The 17,332-nt window shown below is 71.8% G+C and carries 17 protein-coding genes; 5 read left to right on the top strand and 12 right to left on the bottom strand.

The window, feature by feature from the left end; genetic code table 11:
- Positions 1 to 93: 93 nt before the first annotated feature.
- Entirely contained in the window at positions 94 to 2,463 is a 2,370-nt protein-coding gene (locus BKE38_RS01685; RefSeq protein ID WP_242662131.1) for a penicillin acylase family protein, read from the bottom strand.
- 134 nt (positions 2,464 to 2,597) lie between these two features.
- On the opposite strand from BKE38_RS01685, the gene BKE38_RS01680 reads away from it, so the two are divergent.
- Both BKE38_RS01680 and BKE38_RS01675 read left to right on the top strand, forming a co-directional pair.
- A complete protein-coding gene (locus BKE38_RS01680; RefSeq protein ID WP_076955643.1) occupies positions 2,598 to 2,963 on the top strand; it encodes a YraN family protein in 366 nt (121 codons plus the stop codon).
- 81 nt (positions 2,964 to 3,044) lie between these two features.
- A complete protein-coding gene (locus tag BKE38_RS01675; RefSeq protein ID WP_076955642.1) occupies positions 3,045 to 3,950 on the top strand; it encodes a bestrophin family protein in 906 nt (301 codons plus the stop codon).
- A 69-nt stretch (positions 3,951 to 4,019) separates the two neighbouring features.
- On the opposite strand, the gene acpS is transcribed toward BKE38_RS01675, so the two are convergent.
- The 10 genes from acpS to BKE38_RS01625 all read right to left on the bottom strand — a co-directional run bounded on the left by acpS (position 4,020) and on the right by BKE38_RS01625 (position 13,426).
- Positions 4,020 to 4,433, bottom strand: a complete 414-nt coding sequence (acpS, locus tag BKE38_RS01670; protein ID WP_076955641.1) for a holo-ACP synthase — start codon at positions 4,431 to 4,433, stop codon at positions 4,020 to 4,022.
- A 47-nt stretch (positions 4,434 to 4,480) separates the two neighbouring features.
- Positions 4,481 to 6,784, bottom strand: coding sequence for a RelA/SpoT family protein (locus tag BKE38_RS01665; RefSeq protein WP_076955640.1), 2,304 nt, complete (start codon positions 6,782 to 6,784; stop codon positions 4,481 to 4,483).
- A 13-nt stretch (positions 6,785 to 6,797) separates the two neighbouring features.
- A complete protein-coding gene (gene rpoZ, locus BKE38_RS01660) occupies positions 6,798 to 7,196 on the bottom strand; it encodes a DNA-directed RNA polymerase subunit omega (protein WP_076955639.1) in 399 nt (132 codons plus the stop codon).
- A gap of 103 nt (positions 7,197 to 7,299) precedes the next feature.
- Entirely contained in the window at positions 7,300 to 7,791 is a 492-nt protein-coding gene (gene folK, locus BKE38_RS01655; protein ID WP_076955638.1) for a 2-amino-4-hydroxy-6-hydroxymethyldihydropteridine diphosphokinase, read from the bottom strand.
- Positions 7,788 to 9,434, bottom strand: a complete 1,647-nt coding sequence (locus BKE38_RS01650; protein WP_076955637.1) for an NTP transferase domain-containing protein — start codon at positions 9,432 to 9,434, stop codon at positions 7,788 to 7,790. The genes folK and BKE38_RS01650 overlap by 4 nt, the downstream gene beginning before the upstream one ends.
- Positions 9,431 to 10,147: an XdhC family protein gene (locus tag BKE38_RS01645; protein ID WP_076955636.1), complete on the bottom strand. Its 717-nt coding sequence runs from the start codon at positions 10,145 to 10,147 to the stop codon at positions 9,431 to 9,433. Before BKE38_RS01645 ends, BKE38_RS01650 begins: the two co-directional genes overlap by 4 nt.
- The gene (locus tag BKE38_RS01640) at positions 10,144 to 10,476 is read right to left on the bottom strand and encodes an XdhC family protein (protein WP_076955635.1); all 333 of its coding nucleotides are present in this window, start codon (positions 10,474 to 10,476) and stop codon (positions 10,144 to 10,146) included. Before BKE38_RS01640 ends, BKE38_RS01645 begins: the two co-directional genes overlap by 4 nt.
- Positions 10,473 to 11,657, bottom strand: coding sequence for a vWA domain-containing protein (locus BKE38_RS01635; RefSeq protein ID WP_076955634.1), 1,185 nt, complete (start codon positions 11,655 to 11,657; stop codon positions 10,473 to 10,475). The genes BKE38_RS01640 and BKE38_RS01635 overlap by 4 nt, the downstream gene beginning before the upstream one ends.
- On the bottom strand, positions 11,657 to 12,577 hold the full coding sequence (locus tag BKE38_RS01630; protein ID WP_242662130.1) for an AAA family ATPase: 921 nt from the start codon (positions 12,575 to 12,577) through the stop codon (positions 11,657 to 11,659). The genes BKE38_RS01635 and BKE38_RS01630 overlap by 1 nt, the downstream gene beginning before the upstream one ends.
- A 3-nt stretch (positions 12,578 to 12,580) precedes the next feature.
- Positions 12,581 to 13,426, bottom strand: a complete 846-nt coding sequence (locus BKE38_RS01625) for an SRPBCC family protein (RefSeq protein WP_076955632.1) — start codon at positions 13,424 to 13,426, stop codon at positions 12,581 to 12,583.
- 133 nt (positions 13,427 to 13,559) lie between these two features.
- Here BKE38_RS01625 and BKE38_RS01620 point away from each other — a divergent pair, with 133 nt between their 5' ends.
- Positions 13,560 to 15,008: a sodium:proton antiporter gene (locus tag BKE38_RS01620; protein WP_076955631.1), complete on the top strand. Its 1,449-nt coding sequence runs from the start codon at positions 13,560 to 13,562 to the stop codon at positions 15,006 to 15,008.
- Between the two features lie 23 nt (positions 15,009 to 15,031).
- The gene (gene prpB, locus BKE38_RS01615) at positions 15,032 to 15,955 is read left to right on the top strand and encodes a methylisocitrate lyase (RefSeq protein WP_076955630.1); all 924 of its coding nucleotides are present in this window, start codon (positions 15,032 to 15,034) and stop codon (positions 15,953 to 15,955) included.
- A 42-nt stretch (positions 15,956 to 15,997) separates the two neighbouring features.
- On the opposite strand, the gene BKE38_RS01610 is transcribed toward prpB, so the two are convergent.
- Positions 15,998 to 16,300: a hypothetical protein gene (locus tag BKE38_RS01610; protein ID WP_131829456.1), complete on the bottom strand. Its 303-nt coding sequence runs from the start codon at positions 16,298 to 16,300 to the stop codon at positions 15,998 to 16,000.
- Between the two features lie 240 nt (positions 16,301 to 16,540).
- On the opposite strand from BKE38_RS01610, the gene BKE38_RS01605 reads away from it, so the two are divergent.
- On the top strand, positions 16,541 to 17,332 hold a 792-nt coding region (locus BKE38_RS01605), incomplete at its 3' end, for an ABC transporter ATP-binding protein (protein WP_076955628.1).

Here is a 17,332-nt window from a genome sequence, read left to right as displayed (position 1 = left end):
CCCCCCAGTGTCGCGGGCCGCGCGCCTGGACGCAACGGGAGAAGCGGGGCCCGCGCCCCGGGCGGCAGAATTGAACGCGCTCGCCCTGCTTGGCTACTGCGGGGCGAGTATCAGGCTGCCGCCCGAGGCCTCCGGCACCGCGCCCAGCCGCAGCAGCTTGACCCCGTCCGGCGCCAGCCCGGCCCAGATCCGCGCCTGGTCGCCCCAATGCGGCGACAGCGGATGGCCGGACTGGCCGGTGCCGATCACCGCCCAGATCCCGTCCGGCGAGGCCAGGTCGGCCACCATCCGCAGCCCCGGCCCGTGCACCTGGCGGAAGTCGCCCTCCATCGCATGGCCCATGCCGCCGCGGTTCACGGTCTGGTCGTCGCCGGGGCTGGGCAGGCTGATCGCCGTCCAGTCGCCCAGGCCCGGGATGAAGCGCAGCAGCGGATGCTCGAAACGGGTGCGGTGCGCCGCCCCCCAGCGCCACGCGGTGGGATCGGGGCCATGCACCGGCGACAGCTCCTCCACCGCCTGGCGGAGTGCGGTGGCGACGAGTGCGGTGCAGGCGCCGCCCTGGCCGAAGGCGGGGACGGGCTGCGGCTGTGCCTCGCCCTGCGGCTTGCACCAATGCGCGCCACGGCCGTCAGGGTTCAGCACCAGCCGCAGGAACTCGCCCATCACCGGCCAGCCGCCCTCGGGCACGCCGCCATTGGCCATGGCCAGCCGCGCGGCGATCGGCCACCAGGCGTTGAAGATCAGCGGCTGCGGCCGGTCGATGGCGATCTCGCCATCCCAGGCCAGCAGCAGGTCGCGCGCCACGCCGGCGGCGCCGGCCGGGCGGGGGATGGCGCGCAGCGCCGGCAGCAGTTCCTCGGCGAAAAGGCTCTGGGCGTCGCGCTGGATGGCGGCCAGGTCCTCGGGCCGGTGCTTGCGGCGCTGGCCCAGCAGTTCGTGGATGCGGCGGAAGCGCCAGTCGCCGAACCAGTCGCGGCCCAGATAGGGCTCGGCCCCCGCGGGCTGGACGCGGTTGTTGGCATTGACCAGGGCGCCGCCGGCCGGGTTCTCGGCATGCGGCATCTCGTCAAAGGGGACGAAGCCGGTCCAGTCATGGCTGCCGTCCCAGCCGGGCGCTGGCAGCGCGCCGTCGCCGGCGCGGCGGATCGGCGCGCGGCCGGTCAGGTACATGGCGATGCCGCCGGCGGCGTCCGCCACCATCAGGTTCTGCGGCGGCGAGGTGATGGCCTCGGCCGCCTGGCGCGCCTCGGCCAGCGACCCGGCGCGGTTCAGCCGGTGCATGCCCGCCGCCGCCCGGTCGCCCGGCTCCAGATTGGCCATGGCGACGGCCAGCACGGTGCCGGGCTGGGGCGTGGCGCCCAAGCTGGCGCCGAGGTCGCTGACCACCGGGCCGTGGCGGGTCTCGCGGACCGTCAGCGTCTCGGGCTCGGCGACGCCGCGCAGCCGGATCAGCTCCTCCCGCAGCGTGAAGGGGCGCGGGCCATCCGGGGTCTCGTAGCCGTCGGCGCCGGCCAGCCGCTCGATGAAGAGGTCCTGGGTGTCGGAATGGGTGGTGGTGAAGCCCCAGGCCAGGCGCTCGTTGCGGCCGATCACCACGAAGGGCACGCCGGGCGAGGAGGCGCCGGCCAGGAAGCGGCCGTCCGGCAGCTCGATCCGCACCAGGTACCAGAGGATGGGCGCCTGGAAGCCCAGGTGGGGGTCGTTGGCCAGCAGCGCGCCGCCGCTTTCCGAGCGCGCCGCCGACAGCGCCCAGGAATTGGAGGCGGAGCTGGGCAGCGGCGCGTCCTCGGGGAAGCGCGGGATGGCGGCGGCCAGGCGGTCCAGCATGCCGGGGTCGAGCGCTGCGACCTGGTCGGGGCGGCCGGGCGTGTCGTCGGAGGGCCAGAGCTCGGCCAGGCGCTCGGGCGCGATTCGCTGGGCGAGGCGGGCGCGGTCGAGCTCGTTGCGCCAGTTGCCGGAGAGCCAGAGGCCCATGGTCTTGGCCCAGAGCAGGCTCTGCCAGGGCTGCCACTTCTCCGGCGCGCCGAGCGCCAGGAATTCCGGCGCGGCCAGCATGCCCTTGGCCTCGATCCAGCCATTCACCCCCCCGGCATAGGCCTCGAGCATGGCCCGGGTCTCGGGGGGCAGGGCCGCGAAGTCGGCCTCTGCGCGGCGGGCCAGGCCCAGGGTGCGGTTCATGCGGTCGAGCCGCAGCGCGGCGGCGCCGGCGATCTCCGCCAGGCGGCCGGAGGCGTTGCGGCGCATCAGCTCCATCTGGAACATGCGGTCGCGGGCATGCAGCCAGCCCAGCGCGCGGGCGGCGTCCAGCTCGTTGGCCGCGGTGATGCGGGGAACCCCTTGGGCGTCCTCCAGCACGGTGACCTCGGCCGAGAGGCCGGCCAGGTCGATGCGGCCCTCGCGCGGCGGCAGGCTGAGCCAGAGCAGCCCGCCGGCGCCGGCCAGCACCAGGATCACCAGGAGCATGGCCGTGATCAGGCCACGCTTGAGGAAACGGCGCAGCCGGCCGGGGCGTCTCTGCATGGCTCCCGGTGTAGGACAAGTCCGGGCATCCCGCAGCCCGGCTTGCGCGGAGTCGCGACCGCGTGAAGACTGGGGCGATGCCGCGACCTTCCCGCGCCGAGGCCGAGACACGGGGCCGCCGGGCCGAGGCGCGCGTCGCCGAGCGCCTGTCGTCAGAGGGTTGGCAGATCTTGCAGCAGCGCTACCGCAGCGGCGGCGGCGAGATCGACCTGATCGCCGAGCGCGACCGTCTCCTGATCTTCATCGAAGTGAAGCAGCGCGCGACGCTGGCAGCGGCGGCCGGGGCGCTGACGCCGCGGCAGCAGGCGCGGCTCTGGGCGGCGGCGGAAATCTGGCTGGCGGCCCATCCCGGCCATGGCGCGGCGGGGATGCGCTTCGACGTCATCGTGGTGGACGGCGCCGGCGCGATGCGGCGGATCCGGGACGTCATCCGCGCCTCCTGAGACCGATACACAACCTTACGAGGGGCAGGGCGTTCAAGCCGGCTCAAGGGAGGAAAGAACACAGGAGCGGCCCCCCGCCCGATGATCATTCCAACCCGCACGCAGTTCCACCGGATGCTGCGCTACCTGGGATGGCCGCTGGTCATCTTCCTGGTCTGGGACATCGCCATCACCCTGTCCTACTCGCTGCTGCACAGCGAGGCGACGCCCTGGGACCTGCCGGTGCTGCCGCTGCCCCTGCTGGGCTCGGCGCTGGTGCTGTTCCTGGGGATCCGCAACAACAGCGCCTATGCCCGCTGGTGGGAGGCGCGCACGCTGTGGGGGGCGATGGTCAATGCCTCGCGCTCCTATGCGCGGGAGGCGCTGAGCTTCCTCGAGGACAGCGCGGAGGGCCGGCAGCTGTCACGCCGGCTGGTCTGCCGGCAGATCGCCTATGTCCACGCGCTGCGCTGCGCGCTGCGGCGGCAGGATCCCTGGCCCGAGGCCTCGCGCTTCCTGACGGCGTCGGAGGCGGCGGCGCTGCGCGGCCAGGCCAACCTGCCGAACGCCATCCTGAACGGCTCGGCGCGGCTGCTGGCGGAGGCGGCGCGGCAGGGACGGGTCAGCGAGTACCGCCAGGTGCAGATCGAGCGGCTGATGGTCGATTTCTCCAATGCGCAGGGCGGCATGGAGCGGATCAAGAACACGCCGTTGCCGCGGCAGTACACGCTGTTCCCGCGCTTCTTCTGCCATGTGTTCTGCGTGCTGCTGCCGATCGGGCTGGTCGACCAGCTGGAGTTCTTCACCCCGCTGGCCTCGACCGTGGTGGGGTTCATGCTGCTGGCCTTCGAGCAGATCGGCCGCGACCTTCAGGACCCGTTCGAGAATGCGGTGAACGACGTGCCGATGAGCGCGATCTGCCGCACCATCGAGATCGACCTGCAGCAGGCCTTGGGCGAGGCCGAGGTCGCCGCCCCGGTGAAGCCGGATGTCGACGTCCTGTGGTAAATGCGCGCGGCAGCACCGACAGAAAAAAGAAGGGGTCCAGGGGAATTCATTCCCCTGGCCTTGCTTCTCTCAGATCGGCGCGATCCGAACCGCGGAGATGATCACCACCGCCTGCGCATAGGGGTATTCGTCCGTCATGGTCAGGGTGATCTGCGACCCGTGTCCCTGCGGCGTGATGGCGTCGAGCCGCCTGGCAGCACCCCCCGAGAGCCGCAGCGAGGGCTGCCCGGTGGACAGGTTCACGACGCCCAGGTCGCGCCAGAACACCCCCTGGCGGAAGCCGGTGCCCAGCGCCTTGGAGGCGGCTTCCTTGGCGGCGAAGCGCTTGGCGTAGGTGGCGGCGCGCAGGCTTTCGGTGCGGCTGTCGGCCTTGCGGCGCTCGGCCGGGGTGAAGATCCGCTCGAGGAAGCGGTCACCGTGGCGGGCCAGCACCTTCTCGATGCGGCGGATGTCGATGATGTCGTTGCCGAGGCCGATGATCATGGCGTCTGGTTACTCCCGCCCCTGGATACTGCCGCACGGGGGGCGCGTCACCCCTTGCTGCGCTCGACCTGGATGATGCCGGGGCAGGCGCGCAGCGCTGCGATGACGTTGGACAGGTGGCGCAGGTCGGAAACCTCGAGGTCGACCACCACTTCCGCGTAATCGGCGGCGCGATGGGCAAAGCGCAGGTTGTGCAGCTTGCCGTTCTGCTTGGCGATGGCCACCGTCATGGCGGCGATGGCGGAATCCTCGTTGCTGGTCAGCACGTCGAGGCGCCCCAGATGCGCCCCGGCCGAGCCCGCCTCGTAGTCCCAGTCGATGTCGATGAAGCGTTCCGGCGTCGCCGCCAGGGCTTCCAGGTTGTGGCAGTCGTTCTTGTGGACGGTGACGCCCTTGCCGGTGGTGACGATGCCGACGATGCGGTCGCCCGGCACGGGATGGCAGCAGCCGGCGAACTGCACCGCCATGCCGGCGACCAGCCCGGTGATGCCGGAGGAGGCCTCGCGCCGGCGCTCGGTGCGGACGACGGTGGCGCCGGGCTTGCCGCGGGCGCGGGCCAGCGGCAGCACGTCCATCGGCCGCGGCGGGCCGCGCAGCTCGGGGATGGCGGCGTGCAGCACCTCGCGGGCGCCGATATTGCCGTTGCCGACGGCGACGCAGAGCTCCTCGAAGCCGGGCTGCTTCAGCGCCTTCAGCGCCGGTTCGACCAGCTTCTCGGCGAAGTCGAGGCCTTCCTGGCGGAAGGCGCGGGCGATGGCGCTGCGGCCCTGCTCCTGGAACTCGCTGCGCTGGCGGGCCATGGCGAAGCGCTTGATGCGCGCCTTGGCCTTGCCGGTGACGACGAAGCGTTCCCAGGCCGGGTTGGGGGTGCCGCCGCGGGCGGTGATGACCTCGACCTGGTCGCCATTCTCCAGCTGGTGGCGCAGCGGCACGATGCGGCCGTTGATCTTGGCGCCGACGCAGGCGTCGCCGACCTGGCTGTGCACCTGGTAGGCGAAATCGATGGGGGTCGCGCCGCGCGGCAGGGCGATCAGGTCGCCTTTCGGCGTGAAGCAGAAGACCTGGTCCTGGTGCAGCGCCAGCTTGGTGTGCTCGAGGAAGTCGCCGGGCTCGGCGGCGGTCTCGAGGATTTCCAGCAGCTCGCGGACCCAGGGGTAGCGGCGGCGCTTGGGCGTCTCGTCGGCGGCGCCCTGCTTGTACATCCAATGCGCGGCGACGCCGTATTCGGCGACCTCGTGCATGTCGGGCGTCCGGATCTGCACCTCGATCTTGGCGTTGCGGCGCTCGGGCACCGTCACGCCGGTGTGCAGCGACTGGTAGCCGTTGGGCTTGGGCGTCGAGATGTAGTCCTTGAACCGCCCCGGGACCACGCGATAGGCGGAGTGGATGGCGCCGAGCGCGGCATAGCAGTTGGCGCGGTCGTTGGTGACGACGCGGAAGGCCATGATGTCCGAGAGCTGCTCGAACTCGACCTTCTTCTCGTGCATCTTCAGCCAGATGGAATAGGGCGATTTCTCGCGCCCGTTCACTTCCAGGATCGGCACGCCGGCGGCGGCGAGCTTGGCCTTCAGGTCGGCGGCGATCTCGTCGATCAGGTCGGCACCCTGGCCGCGCAGGAAGGCCAGGCGCGCGGTGATGGTCTGGTAGGCGTCCGGCTGCAGCTCGCGGAAGGAGAGGGACTGCAGCTCGGTCTTGACCGCGTCCATGCCGATGCGCTGGGCCAGCGGCGCATAGATCTCCATGGTCTCGCGGGCGACGCGGGCGCGGCTTTCCGGCTTCGGCTTGAAGCTCAGCGTCCGCATGTTGTGCAGCCGGTCGGCAAGCTTGACCAGCAGGACACGGATGTCCTCGCTCATGGCCAGGACCAGCTTGCGGAAATTCTCCGCCTGCTTGGTGCGCTCGGATTGCAGCTCCAGCCGGGTCAGCTTGGTGACGCCGTCGACCAGCCGGGCAATGTCGGTGCCGAAGCGCTTCTCCAGCTCGGCCAGGCCGAAGCTGGTATCCTCCACCACGTCGTGCAGCAGGGCGGTGGCGATGCTGCCGGTGTCGAGCCGGTAGCCGGCCAGGATGCCGGCGACGGCGAGCGGATGGGTGATGTAGGGGTCGCCGTTCTCCCGGCTCTGGGAGGCATGGGCGGTGGCGGCGAGGTTGTAGGCCGCCTCGATCAGGGCGACATCGGCGCGCGGGTCATAGGCGGCGACGCGGCGGGCGAGCTCGGTGCCCGGGGTCTCGATCGGGATGGCGACCGGCGGCGGGGGCGCCGCGGAAGCGGTCGGCGTGGCCGGGGTGCCGGCCAGCCCTTCAGGCGCGCCAGGCGCCGGGGTAGAATCGATCCCGGCGCCGGATGTCAAGCGCGCCCCCGGCTCAGCGGCGGCCGCCGGCGAGCTCGGCGGCGATGGCCGCCTCGATGTCGTCGGGCGAAAGGTCCTCGAGGCCGGCGGAATCCGGCAGCGGCTCGTCGTTGACGTCCATCACGCCGAAGATGTTCTCGTCGGTGGCGATCAGGTCGATGACCTCTTCCTCGACCGGCTCCGGCTCCGGCGCGCGCAGCAGCGACTTGATCAGGTCCTGCTCCAGCTCGGCCAGCGAGACGGTCTCGTCGGCGATCTCACGCAGGGCGACGACCGGGTTCTTGTCGTTGTCGCGGTCGACCGTCAGCTCTTCGCCGCGGCTGATGTTGCGGGCGCGCTGGGCGGCGATCAGAACCAGCTCGAAGCGGTTCGGAATCTTCAGGATGCAGTCTTCGACCGTAACGCGGGCCATGGGGCGGCCTCCAACTTCAATACCGACGGAACCCGTCAGATAGCCACCGCACCCGCGAAAGGCAAGCACGCTGGTGGCCAGGGGAGATCCGGGGCCATCCGGCTCAGAGCGGCAGCATGGCCGCTTCGGGCAGCGACCCCAGCAGGTCTTGCACGCTCCGGCCCAGGGCGGGATGCACCCAGCCGGGGGCGATCTCCATCAGCGGCTGCAGCACGAAGCGGCGCAGATGGGCGCGCGGATGCGGCAGGATCGGGTCGGGATGCTCGCGGACCAGATCGCCCATGGCGATGATGTCGAGGTCGAGCGTCCGCGGCGCGTTGGGGAAGGGGCGCTGGCGGCCGGCGGCCTGCTCGATCGCCTGCAGGGCGGCGAGCAGCGCTTCCGGCGACAGCGATCCTTCGCAGCGGACCACGCCGTTGACGTACCAGGGCGCGCCGGGCATGGGCGGCTCCGGCGCGGTCTGCCACCAGCGGGAGACGGCCTCGAGCCGCAGGCCGGGAATGGCGGCGATGGCCTGGACCGCGGCCTCGCAGCTGGCGCGCGGCGCCCGGCCGTCCTCGCCGGGCAGGTTGGCGCCGAGGGCGACCAGGATCATCGGCCAGCGAAATCCGGCGCGGTCTGCAGCGCTTCCGGCGTGTCGAAGTCGCGCAGCACGGCGTCGTCGCCCATCTCCACCTCGACCACCCGCTCGGCATGCCGGCCGGCCAGGTGGCGGGCGCCGACATCGCCGGTCAGCTCGAGCATCTCGGGGATGAACTCGCGGGACCAGAGCATCGGGTTGCCCTGCTTGCCGCGGAAGGTCGGCATGACGATGGCGCGGCCTTCCTCGGGGTCGAAGGCGGCCAGCATCCGGTCGAGCATCGCGCCCGTCACCAGCGGCATGTCGCCCAGGCAGACGATGAAGCCCTCGGCCTCCGGCGGCAGCGCGGCGAGCCCGGCCTTCAGCGAGGCGGAGAGGCCCTCGGCATAGTCCTCCGCCTCGGCGAAGATCACGCCCTTGCCCTGCAGCGCCTCTTCCACCCGGGCGCGCTCATGGCCGGTGACGACGACGACCGGGCGGGCGCGGCTGTCGAGGACATTGGCGACGACGCGGGCGACCATGGGGCGGCCCGCGCGGTCTTCCACCAGCAGCTTGTTCAGCGGCGCCATGCGGCGGGAGCGGCCGGCGGCGAGCACCAGCGCCGCCACCTGGCGCGGCCGGCGCGGCGCCTTGCCGGGGGCAGGGGCATTGCGCGGCGCGGCCTCGCGCGGCAGCGGGCGGAGCTCGATCTCCTTCAAAAGCCCGCCGACGCCCATGCCGGCGACCTCGCTCCTGCCGACGGGCAGGCCCGCGAACAAGCGCTGCAGAACCCAGTCGAAGCCGTTCAGCTTCGGGCTGCGGGCGCAGCCGGGCAGGACCAGCGCCGGGGTCTCGCCGATCCGGCCCAGGCAGATCAGGTTGCCGGGATCGACCGGCATGCCGAAATGGACGATCCGCCCGCCGGCGCGGATGATGGCGGCCGGCCCGGCATCGCGGCGGTCGACGACGGCCGAGGCGCCGGCGATCAGCAGCAGCTCGGCGCCGGCTTTCTGCAGCCGGGCCAGGGCCTCGGCGATGGCGGCCTCGTCATGGCGGCAGCGCTCGGGCGGCAGCATGCTGCCGGTAAGGCCCAGGACCCGCTCGGTGGTGGCCTCGATGGCCCCCTCCATGATGCTTTCCTTGAGGCCCGGCAGCTCGGTCAGCACCAGCCCGACCTTCAGCGGACGGAAGGGATGCACCTGCATCGCCGTGCCGCCGCGCAGCACCGCCTCGGCCACCTGCAGCACCAGGCCGGGCACGGCGAAGGGGATGACTTTCACCGTGGCCAGCATCTCGCGCGCGGTCACGGGCGTGTGGTTCGGCAGCGTCGCCAGGGTGACGCTTTCGTCGATGGCGTTCAGGCGGTCGACCAGCGCCGCATCGACGACCAGCAGCCCGGCGGAATCCGCCAGGATATTCACCCGGCCGGTGGCGGCGCGGGAGCGGGCCAGGAGGGGCGCCAGCAGCGCCTCGCCCAACCGGTGGGCGGCCTCGTTCTCGGGAACGTCGCCGGGCTCCAGCCGGGCGGCGATGACCTCGCGCTTGCCGGCCTCGCGCAGGGCGGCGATGGCCTCGGCGTCCAGCACCGTGCCCTTCTTCAGCACGCGGCCGGCCAGGCGCTGGGTATGCGCCAGCACCGCACCCTGGGCGTCGTCCAGCCGGGTGGGGCCGAAGATCATGTCTTTTCCAGTTCAGGCGCGCTGCGCCTGGCGAGCGCGGCGCCGCGGCGGGCGGCGACGACCTCGGCCATGATCGACAGCGCGATCTCGGGGGCGGTGACGGCGCCGATGGCCAGGCCCACCGGGGCGGCGATGCGGGCGCAGTCGGCCCCGGTCAGCCCGGCCTCGGCCAGCCGCGCCAGGCGCTTGGCATGGGTCTTCCGGCTGCCCAGCGCGCCGATATAGAAGGCGGGGCTCTTCAGCGCGACCTCGAGGGCCGGGTCGTCCAGCTTGGGGTCGTGGGTCAGGGTGACGACGGCGGTGCGGGGGTCGGGGGCGAGGCGCGCCATGGCCTCGTCCGGCCAGTCGTCGACCAGGGTGACGCGGGCGCCGAAGCGTTCTTCGGTGGCGAAGGCGCGGCGGGGGTCTACCACGGTCATCGCATAGCCGAGGCCGGCGGCCATCGGCACCAGCGCCTGGGCGACATGCACGGCGCCGACCACGATCAGCCGCAGCGGCGGGTTGTGCGGCTGGATGAACCAGTCCTGCCCGTCGACCGACAGGGTCCGCGCGGCATCGGCGGCAAGCGCGGCGGCGGCGGCCCCGGCCAGGGCAGGCGGCAGGGTGTCGTCGGGGTGCAGAAGCTGGGCGCCGTCCGGCAGGCGGGTCAGCAGCGCGACCGGGCGACCCTGGGCTCGGGCGGCGTGCAGCCTGGAGAAGGTTTCCGCCTTCATGCCCGGGCCCCTTCCAGCTTCTCGACAAAGACCTTCAGCTTGCCGCCGCAGGCCAGGCCGACCTCCCAGGCGCGCTCGTCGCTGATGCCGAAATCCAGCAGCTGCGGCGCGCCGGTGGCCATGGTCTTCTGCGCGACCTCGGCGACGGCCCCCTCGATGCAGCCGCCGGAGACGCTGCCGGCGAGTTTTCCAGACGCTGTCACCGCCAGCTGCGATCCGGCGGGGCGGGGCGACGACCCCCAGGTCTCGACCACCGTCGCCAGCGCAACGGTTTCCCCATCCGCCATCCAGCCGGCGGCAATGGAAAGAATATCGTCCTGGTCGCTCATGCACCCGATCCCCTGGAAGGGCGCGGCGGGGCGGCGGAGAGGCTGGCCACCAGCGCGCGCAGGCTGTCGATGTTGTGGACCGGCCGGTGCTCATGCACCAGGGGCAGCATGGTCCGCACCCCCTGCGGCCGTGGCTGGAACCCGGCATAGCGCAGCAGCGGGTTCAGCCAGATCAGCCGGCGGCAGGAATGGCGCAGCCGGTCGGTGGCCGACGCCAGCCGCGCCAGATCACTGGCGTCGCCGCGCTCCAGCCCGTCGGTGATCAGCAGCACCACCGCCCCCTGGCCCAGCACGCGGCGGCCCCATTCATGGTTGAACCGGTCCAGCGCCGCGCCGATCCGGGTGCCGCCCGACCAGTCGGGGACGATCTGGCCGACCATCTGGAAGGCGACCTCGGCATCGCGGTGGCGCAGCTGCCGGGTGATATTGGTGAGCCGCGTCCCGAAGAGGAAGGTGGTCACCCGCTCGCGGTCATTGGCCACCGCATGCAGGAAGGTCAGCAGCACCTGGGCATAGCGGCTCATGCTGCCGGAAATGTCGCAGAGGGCGACCAGCGGCGGCGGCCGCTCCACCCGCTCGGCGTGGCGGAGCGCGGTGATCTCGCCCCCCTGGCGCAGGCTGGCGCGCAGCGTGGCGCGCAGGTCGGCGCGGTGGCCCGCCGGGTCAGGGCGGAAGCGGCGGGTCGGGCGGGCATCCAGCGGCAGGGCGAGGCGGCGGATCTCCTGGCGGGCGGCGGCCAGCTGCGCCGCGTCCATCGCCTCGAAATCCATTTTTTTCAGGGCTTCGCCGGCGCTGACGCTCAGGCTGGCATCCACGCGCTTCTCGGCCTCCGGCGGTGGAGGAGGTGGCGGCGCCATGCCGCCCAAGGCTTCCGCCAGCCGTCGCGCCCCGGCGCCCGGCTTGCTGTCGGACCCGTCCTCCTCGTCGCCCGCCAGGTCCGGGTTCGACGGCGCCCGCCACCACAGCCCGAAGGCATGGTCAAACAGGAAAAAGAACTCGGCGCGGTGGACCAGGGTGGCGCGCAGCGCGGCCTGCACCTGGGCGCGGTCGCCGAGCTCGATGCGGGTCAGCGCCTCGGCGCCCGCCAGCAGCTCGGCCGGGCCCACCGGCACCCCGGCGCGGCGCAGCAGCCGGCCGAAGCCCAGCAGGTTGGCGGCGAGCCGGCCGCCCCCTTCTGTCATCAGAAGGGCAGGGCGGCGGCGGGCGCCTGCTTCACCGCTTCCACCAGGCGGGCGGCCTCGGCGCCGCGCAGCTTGGCGATGTCGTCCTGGTATTTCAGCAGGGCGCCCAGCGTCTCGTCGACCAGCACCGGCTCCAGCTCGGTGGCGTCCAGCGCGGACAGGGCGGCGGCCCAGTCCAGCGTCTCGGCGACGCCCGGGAACTTGAAGAAGTCGCCGCCGCGGACCTGCTGGACGAAATCCACCACCTGGGCCGAGAGCGCCGATGGCAGGCCGGGCATGCGCTGCGCCAGGATGGCGCGTTCCCGCGCCGCGTCGGGATAGTCGACCCATTGGTAGAGGCAGCGCCGGCGGATGGCGTCATGCACCTCCCGCGTGCGGTTGCTGGTCAGCACGACGATCGGCGGGGTTTCCGCGCGCACCGTGCCGAGCTCCGGGATCGACAGCTGGAAATCGGCCAGGATCTCCAGGAGGAAGGCTTCGAAAGGCTCGTCGGCGCGGTCGAGCTCGTCGATCAGCAGCACCGCCGGCGGGCCGGACAGCGCCGCCAGCAACGGCCGCTCCTGCAGGAAGCGGCGGTCATAGATGCCGGCTTCGCTGGTCGCGTCCCCGCCCGCTTCCGCCAGGCGGATGGCCATCAGCTGGCGGGCATGGTTCCACTCATAGGCGGCGGCCGAGAGGTCGAGCCCGTCATAGCATTGCAGCCGCACCAGGCGCCGGCCGAGCCCGCCCGCCAGCACCTTGGCGATCTCGGTCTTGCCGGTGCCGGGCTCGCCTTCCAGGAAGAGCGGCCGGCCCATGCTCAGCGCCAGGAAGACGGTGGTGGCCAGCGCCCGGTCGGCGACATAGCCGCCGGCCGCCAGCAGCCGCTCGGTCTCGGCGACGGAGCCCGGGACGCCGGGGGCCGGCAAGGGTCCAGCCACGCCTCAGCCCAGCACGAAGAGCAGGAACAGCACCACCATGAACACCGCCGAGCCGCCCCAGAACAGCAGCGGCAGGCCGAAGACCTCCTCCGGCAGCAGCGAGAAGACGGAGAGCGCCGGGGCCGGCGCCGCGACGGGCTTGGCATAGCTGCGGGCCGGCGGGGCGGCATGGCCATGGCCGGCCGGCGTGCTGACGGGCGCCGGGCGGCCGCCGGGCGGCGTCTCGCCGGAATGCTCGGCAAGGCCCGCGCCGACCAGGGTGGCGGCACCCAGCCGCTCGACCGGGGTCGCGTCGCCCACCTCGGTGCCCGGCGCCGGGGTCGGCACCGCGCCCTCGGGCAGCGAGGCGGTGTGGCTCGGCCGCACCGGGGTGCCGTCCGGCAGGGTGGTGGGCTCGCTGGCGGCCGGGGTCGAGACCGTGGCGGCGAAGCGGTCGAAGAACTGGTCGGCCATCTGCTTGGCCGTGCTGTCGATCAGCCGGGCGCCGAGCTGCGCCATCTTGCCGCCGACCTGGGCCTTGACCTGGTACTTCAGCAGGGTGGCGGAGGGCCCGACCTCCTCCAGCGACACATCGGCGCCGCCCTTGGCGAAGCCCATGGCGCCGCCATTGCCCTCGCCGGAAATGGTGTAGCCGGCCGGCGCGTTGATATTGCTCAGCTGCACCTTGCCGGTGAACTTGGCCGCCATCGGGCCGATCTTCAGCGCGACGCGCGCCTGGAAGGCGTCCTCCGCCGTGCGCTCCACCGATTCGCAGCCGGGGATCGAGGCGCGCAGCACCTCAGGGTCGTTCAGACCTTCCCAGACGGTCTGGCGGGGCGCCTCGATGCGCCGTTCACCCGTCATTTCCATCGCATGTCTCCCCGGAATGCAGTCCCGCGTCCTGCGGTGAAAGCTAGGGCGCCCGGGCGGCTTGGGGAAGGGCGGGGCTGACCATCGCCGCGTCCCGGTGTAGGCCGAGGTGATCGGATCGAGGGAGAACAGCATGCGCCAGGCGGGCGGGGTGGGGGTGGCCGGCGCGGCGGCGCTGCTGGGAATGGCAGGGCCGGCGGCGGCGGCGGAGGCCGGACCGGCGATGACCAGCCTGGCCTGGGGCCTGCCTTTTGCCGGGCTGCTGCTGTCCATCGCCCTGCTGCCGCTGCTGGCGCCGAAGCTGTGGCACCCGCATTTCGGCAAGATCGCCGGGGTCTGGACCGCGCTGTTCCTGGTGCCCTTCGCCGCCGTCTTCGGCCTGGGCGCCGCGGCGGACGAGTTCGCCCATGTCATGCTGGCCGAATACCTGCCCTTCATCGCCCTGCTGCTGGCGCTGTTCACCACCGGCGGCGGCGTGCTGCTGCGCGGACACCTGGTCGGCACGCCGGGGGTCAACACCACCATCCTGGGCGTGGGGACGCTGCTGGCCAGCGTCATGGGCACCACCGGCGCCTCGATGCTGCTGATCCGGCCGATGCTGCGCGCCAATGCCGGCCGCCGGCACCGCATGCACAGCTTTGTTTTCTTTATCTTCCTGGTCAGCAATATCGGTGGCGTGCTGACCCCGCTCGGTGATCCGCCGCTCTATCTCGGCTTCCTGCAGGGGGTGTCTTTCTTTTGGCCCACCCAGAACCTGCTCGGCGAGTTCCTGTTCTGTGCCGTGCTGCTGCTCGGGATCTACTTCGTCATCGACTCGCTCGCCTATGCCCGTGAAAAGAAGGCCGAGGTCGAGGCCGGGGCGGAGGCCGCGGAACATGCCGAGCATGCCGAGGCGCCGCCCGGCGAGCGCCTGGCCATCTCCGGCTGGGTCAATGTGGCGCTGCTGGGCGGCGTCCTGGCCGTGGTGCTGATGCAGGGGCTGTGGCAGCCGGGGCAGGTGGCGCTGGCCGGCCAGGCGGTGGGCGTCGAGCGGCTGGTGGCCATGGGCCTGCTGCTGGCCATCACCTTCGCCTCGATCGCGCTGACGCCCAGGGCGCTGCGGCATGAGAACGATTTCAGCTGGGACGCGATGCAGGAGGTCGCCAAGCTCTTCGCCGGCATCTTCCTGACCATGGCGCCGGTGCTGGCCATGCTGAAGGCGGGTGCCGCCGGGCCGATGGCCAGCCTGGTGGCGCTGACCTCGGACGCGGCCGGCCAGCCGGTCCCCTGGGTCTATTTCTGGCTGACCGGGGCGCTGTCCAGCTTCCTCGACAATGCGCCGACCTATCTGGTCTTCTTCAACCTGGCCGGCGGCGACGCGGCGCGGCTGATGGCGGAAGGCGCGCCGGTGCTGGCGGCGATCTCGGCCGGCGCCGTCTTCATGGGCGCCAATTCGTATATCGGCAATGCGCCCAACTTCATGGTCAAGGCCATCGTCGAGGCGCAGGGTGTGCGGATGCCGAGCTTCTTCGGCTATGTCGGCTGGGCGCTGGTCTTCCTGGTGCCGACCTTCGCCCTGGCCACGCTGCTGTTCTTCGTCTGAACGAATCAGGGAAACAACGTCCGATGCCCTATGTGATCGCCGACGACCTGCCCGAGGCGCCTGCCGGCCAGCGCTTCCGCGCCCTGCTGGAGCGGCCGCAGATCCTGCGCATGCCCGGCGCGCATCTGGGCATCGCGGCGCTGCTGGCCAAGCAGGCGGGGTTCGAGGCGCTCTACATGTCGGGCGCCGCCATGTCCGCCACCATGGGGCTGCCCGACCTTGGCATGATCACGGTGGACGACGTCGCCTGGCATATCCGCCAGGTGGCCCGCGCCAGCGCCCTGCCGGTGCTGGTCGACGGCGACACCGGCTATGGCGAGGCGCTGAACGTCATGCACATGGTGCGCAGCTTCGAGGAGGCCGGCGCCGCCGCCGTCCATCTGGAAGACCAGCTGCTGCCGAAGAAATGCGGCCATCTGAACGACAAGAAGCTGGCCGACGCGCATGACATGGCGGCCAAGGTCGCTGCCGCCCGCAAGGCGCGCCGCCACCTCTACCTGATCGCCCGCACCGATGCCGCCGCCAGCGAGGGCATGGACGGCGCCGTGGCCCGCGCCAAGCTCTATCTCGAGGCCGGCGCCGACGCGATCTTCCCCGAGGCGCTGACCACGAAGGAGATGTTCGTCGAATTCGCCCGCCGCATGCCGGGGGTGAAGCTGCTGGCCAATATGACCGAGTTCGGCCGCACGCCCTTCTTCACGGCGGAAGAATTCCAGGCCATGGGCTATGCCATGGTGATCTGGCCGGTCAGCCATCTGCGCGTCGCGGCGCGCTCGATGGAGGAGCTCTACGGCGCCATCAAGGCCGATGGCGGCACCCACAACATGCTGGCGCGCATGCAGACCCGGGCGCAGCTCTACGAGACCATCCGCTACCACGACTACGAGGCGCTCGACAGCACGCTGGTCAGGACGGTGATCCCCACCGGCATGCCGCAGGACGCCTGACGCAGCAGGGCGGGGGAGGGATCTCCCCCGCCCGATACGGCGCTACTCGGCATTCTCCTCGATCGAGACCGTCTCGATCGGGCCGATGGTCACGGTGCCGACGCTGCCGCCCGAGCTCTCGCCGACGCCGGTGCCGGCCAGGACGCCCAGCGTCAGCGCGCCCATGCTGCTGCCCGGCGTGCCGGCCATGTCGAAGGCATTCTGGTAGTAGTAGCCGATCATCGCGGCCTGGAAGGCGTCCTGTTCCGGGCTTTCCACCGGCTCGGGCATCGGAACCTGGCCGCCCCAGAAACCTTCGGCAGCCCAGACAGTGATGTTGGAGCCATCATCGCCATCATACAGCATCTTGCTTTCCTTTCCTGCCTTCTGGACGGGATTGTTGTGGCGATGGCGGCTGACATGGTCCAATAGCGATGGTTTGATTGTCGCTGAACTCTGCTTGATCTGCAGCTGTGCTCAAGAATGGAAAATCTATTCTTTAAGGCGGGGGGATGATCGGTTTGCGGCCGCCGCCCGGGCCGCCCCTTGCGGTCGTTGCGGCCCGGTGACAGCCTCTGGCGCGAAACGTGCAAGCCAACGGGGCCCATGACGCCTGCGCTGGAGGTCACCGACCTCGCCATCACCTTCCGCACCGATCGCGGCCCCTTCACGGCGGTGCAGGGGGTGGCCTTCGCGGTCGATCCCGGCCGGACGCTGGCCATCGTCGGCGAGAGCGGCTGCGGCAAGTCCGTCACCAGCCTGGCCATCATGGGCCTGCTGCCCGGCAGCGCCCGGGTGGAGGGCAGCATCCGCCTGGCCGGCCAGGAGATCGCCGCGCTGCCGCCCGAGCCCCGCCGCCGCCTGCGGGGCCCTGCCATGGCGATGATCTTCCAGGAGCCGATGACCAGCCTGAACCCGGCCTTCACCGCCGGCGAGCAGGTCGCCGAGGCGCTCCGCCTGCATCGCGGCCTGTCCCGGGGGCAGGCTGCGGCCGCCGCCATCGCCGCGCTGGAGCAGGTGCATATCCCCGAGCCGGGCCGCCGGGCGCGCCAGTATCCGCACCAGCTGTCGGGCGGCATGCGGCAGCGGGTGATGATCGCCATCGCGCTGGCCTGCCGGCCGAAGCTGCTGATCGCCGACGAGCCGACCACGGCGCTCGACGTCACCGTCCAGGCCCAGATCCTTTCTCTCCTGGCCGAGCTGAAGCGGGAGACCGGCACGGCCACCGTGCTGATCACCCATGACCTGGGCGTGGTGGCGGACCAGGCCGACGAGGTCGTCGTCATGTATGCCGGCCAGGTGGTGGAGCGCGCCCTGGCCGCCCGGCTCTTCGCCAATCCCGAGCATCCCTACACCGTCGGCCTGCTCGGCGCGGCGCCGCGCCGAGCAGGCCGACGG

Origin of the sequence: Teichococcus deserti (assembly GCF_001982615.1) — a bacterium.
Taxonomy (GTDB): domain Bacteria; phylum Pseudomonadota; class Alphaproteobacteria; order Acetobacterales; family Acetobacteraceae; genus Pseudoroseomonas; species Pseudoroseomonas deserti.
The sequence above is the reverse complement of the archived record's forward strand: the minus strand, read 5'-3'. Positions and strand labels throughout refer to the sequence as shown.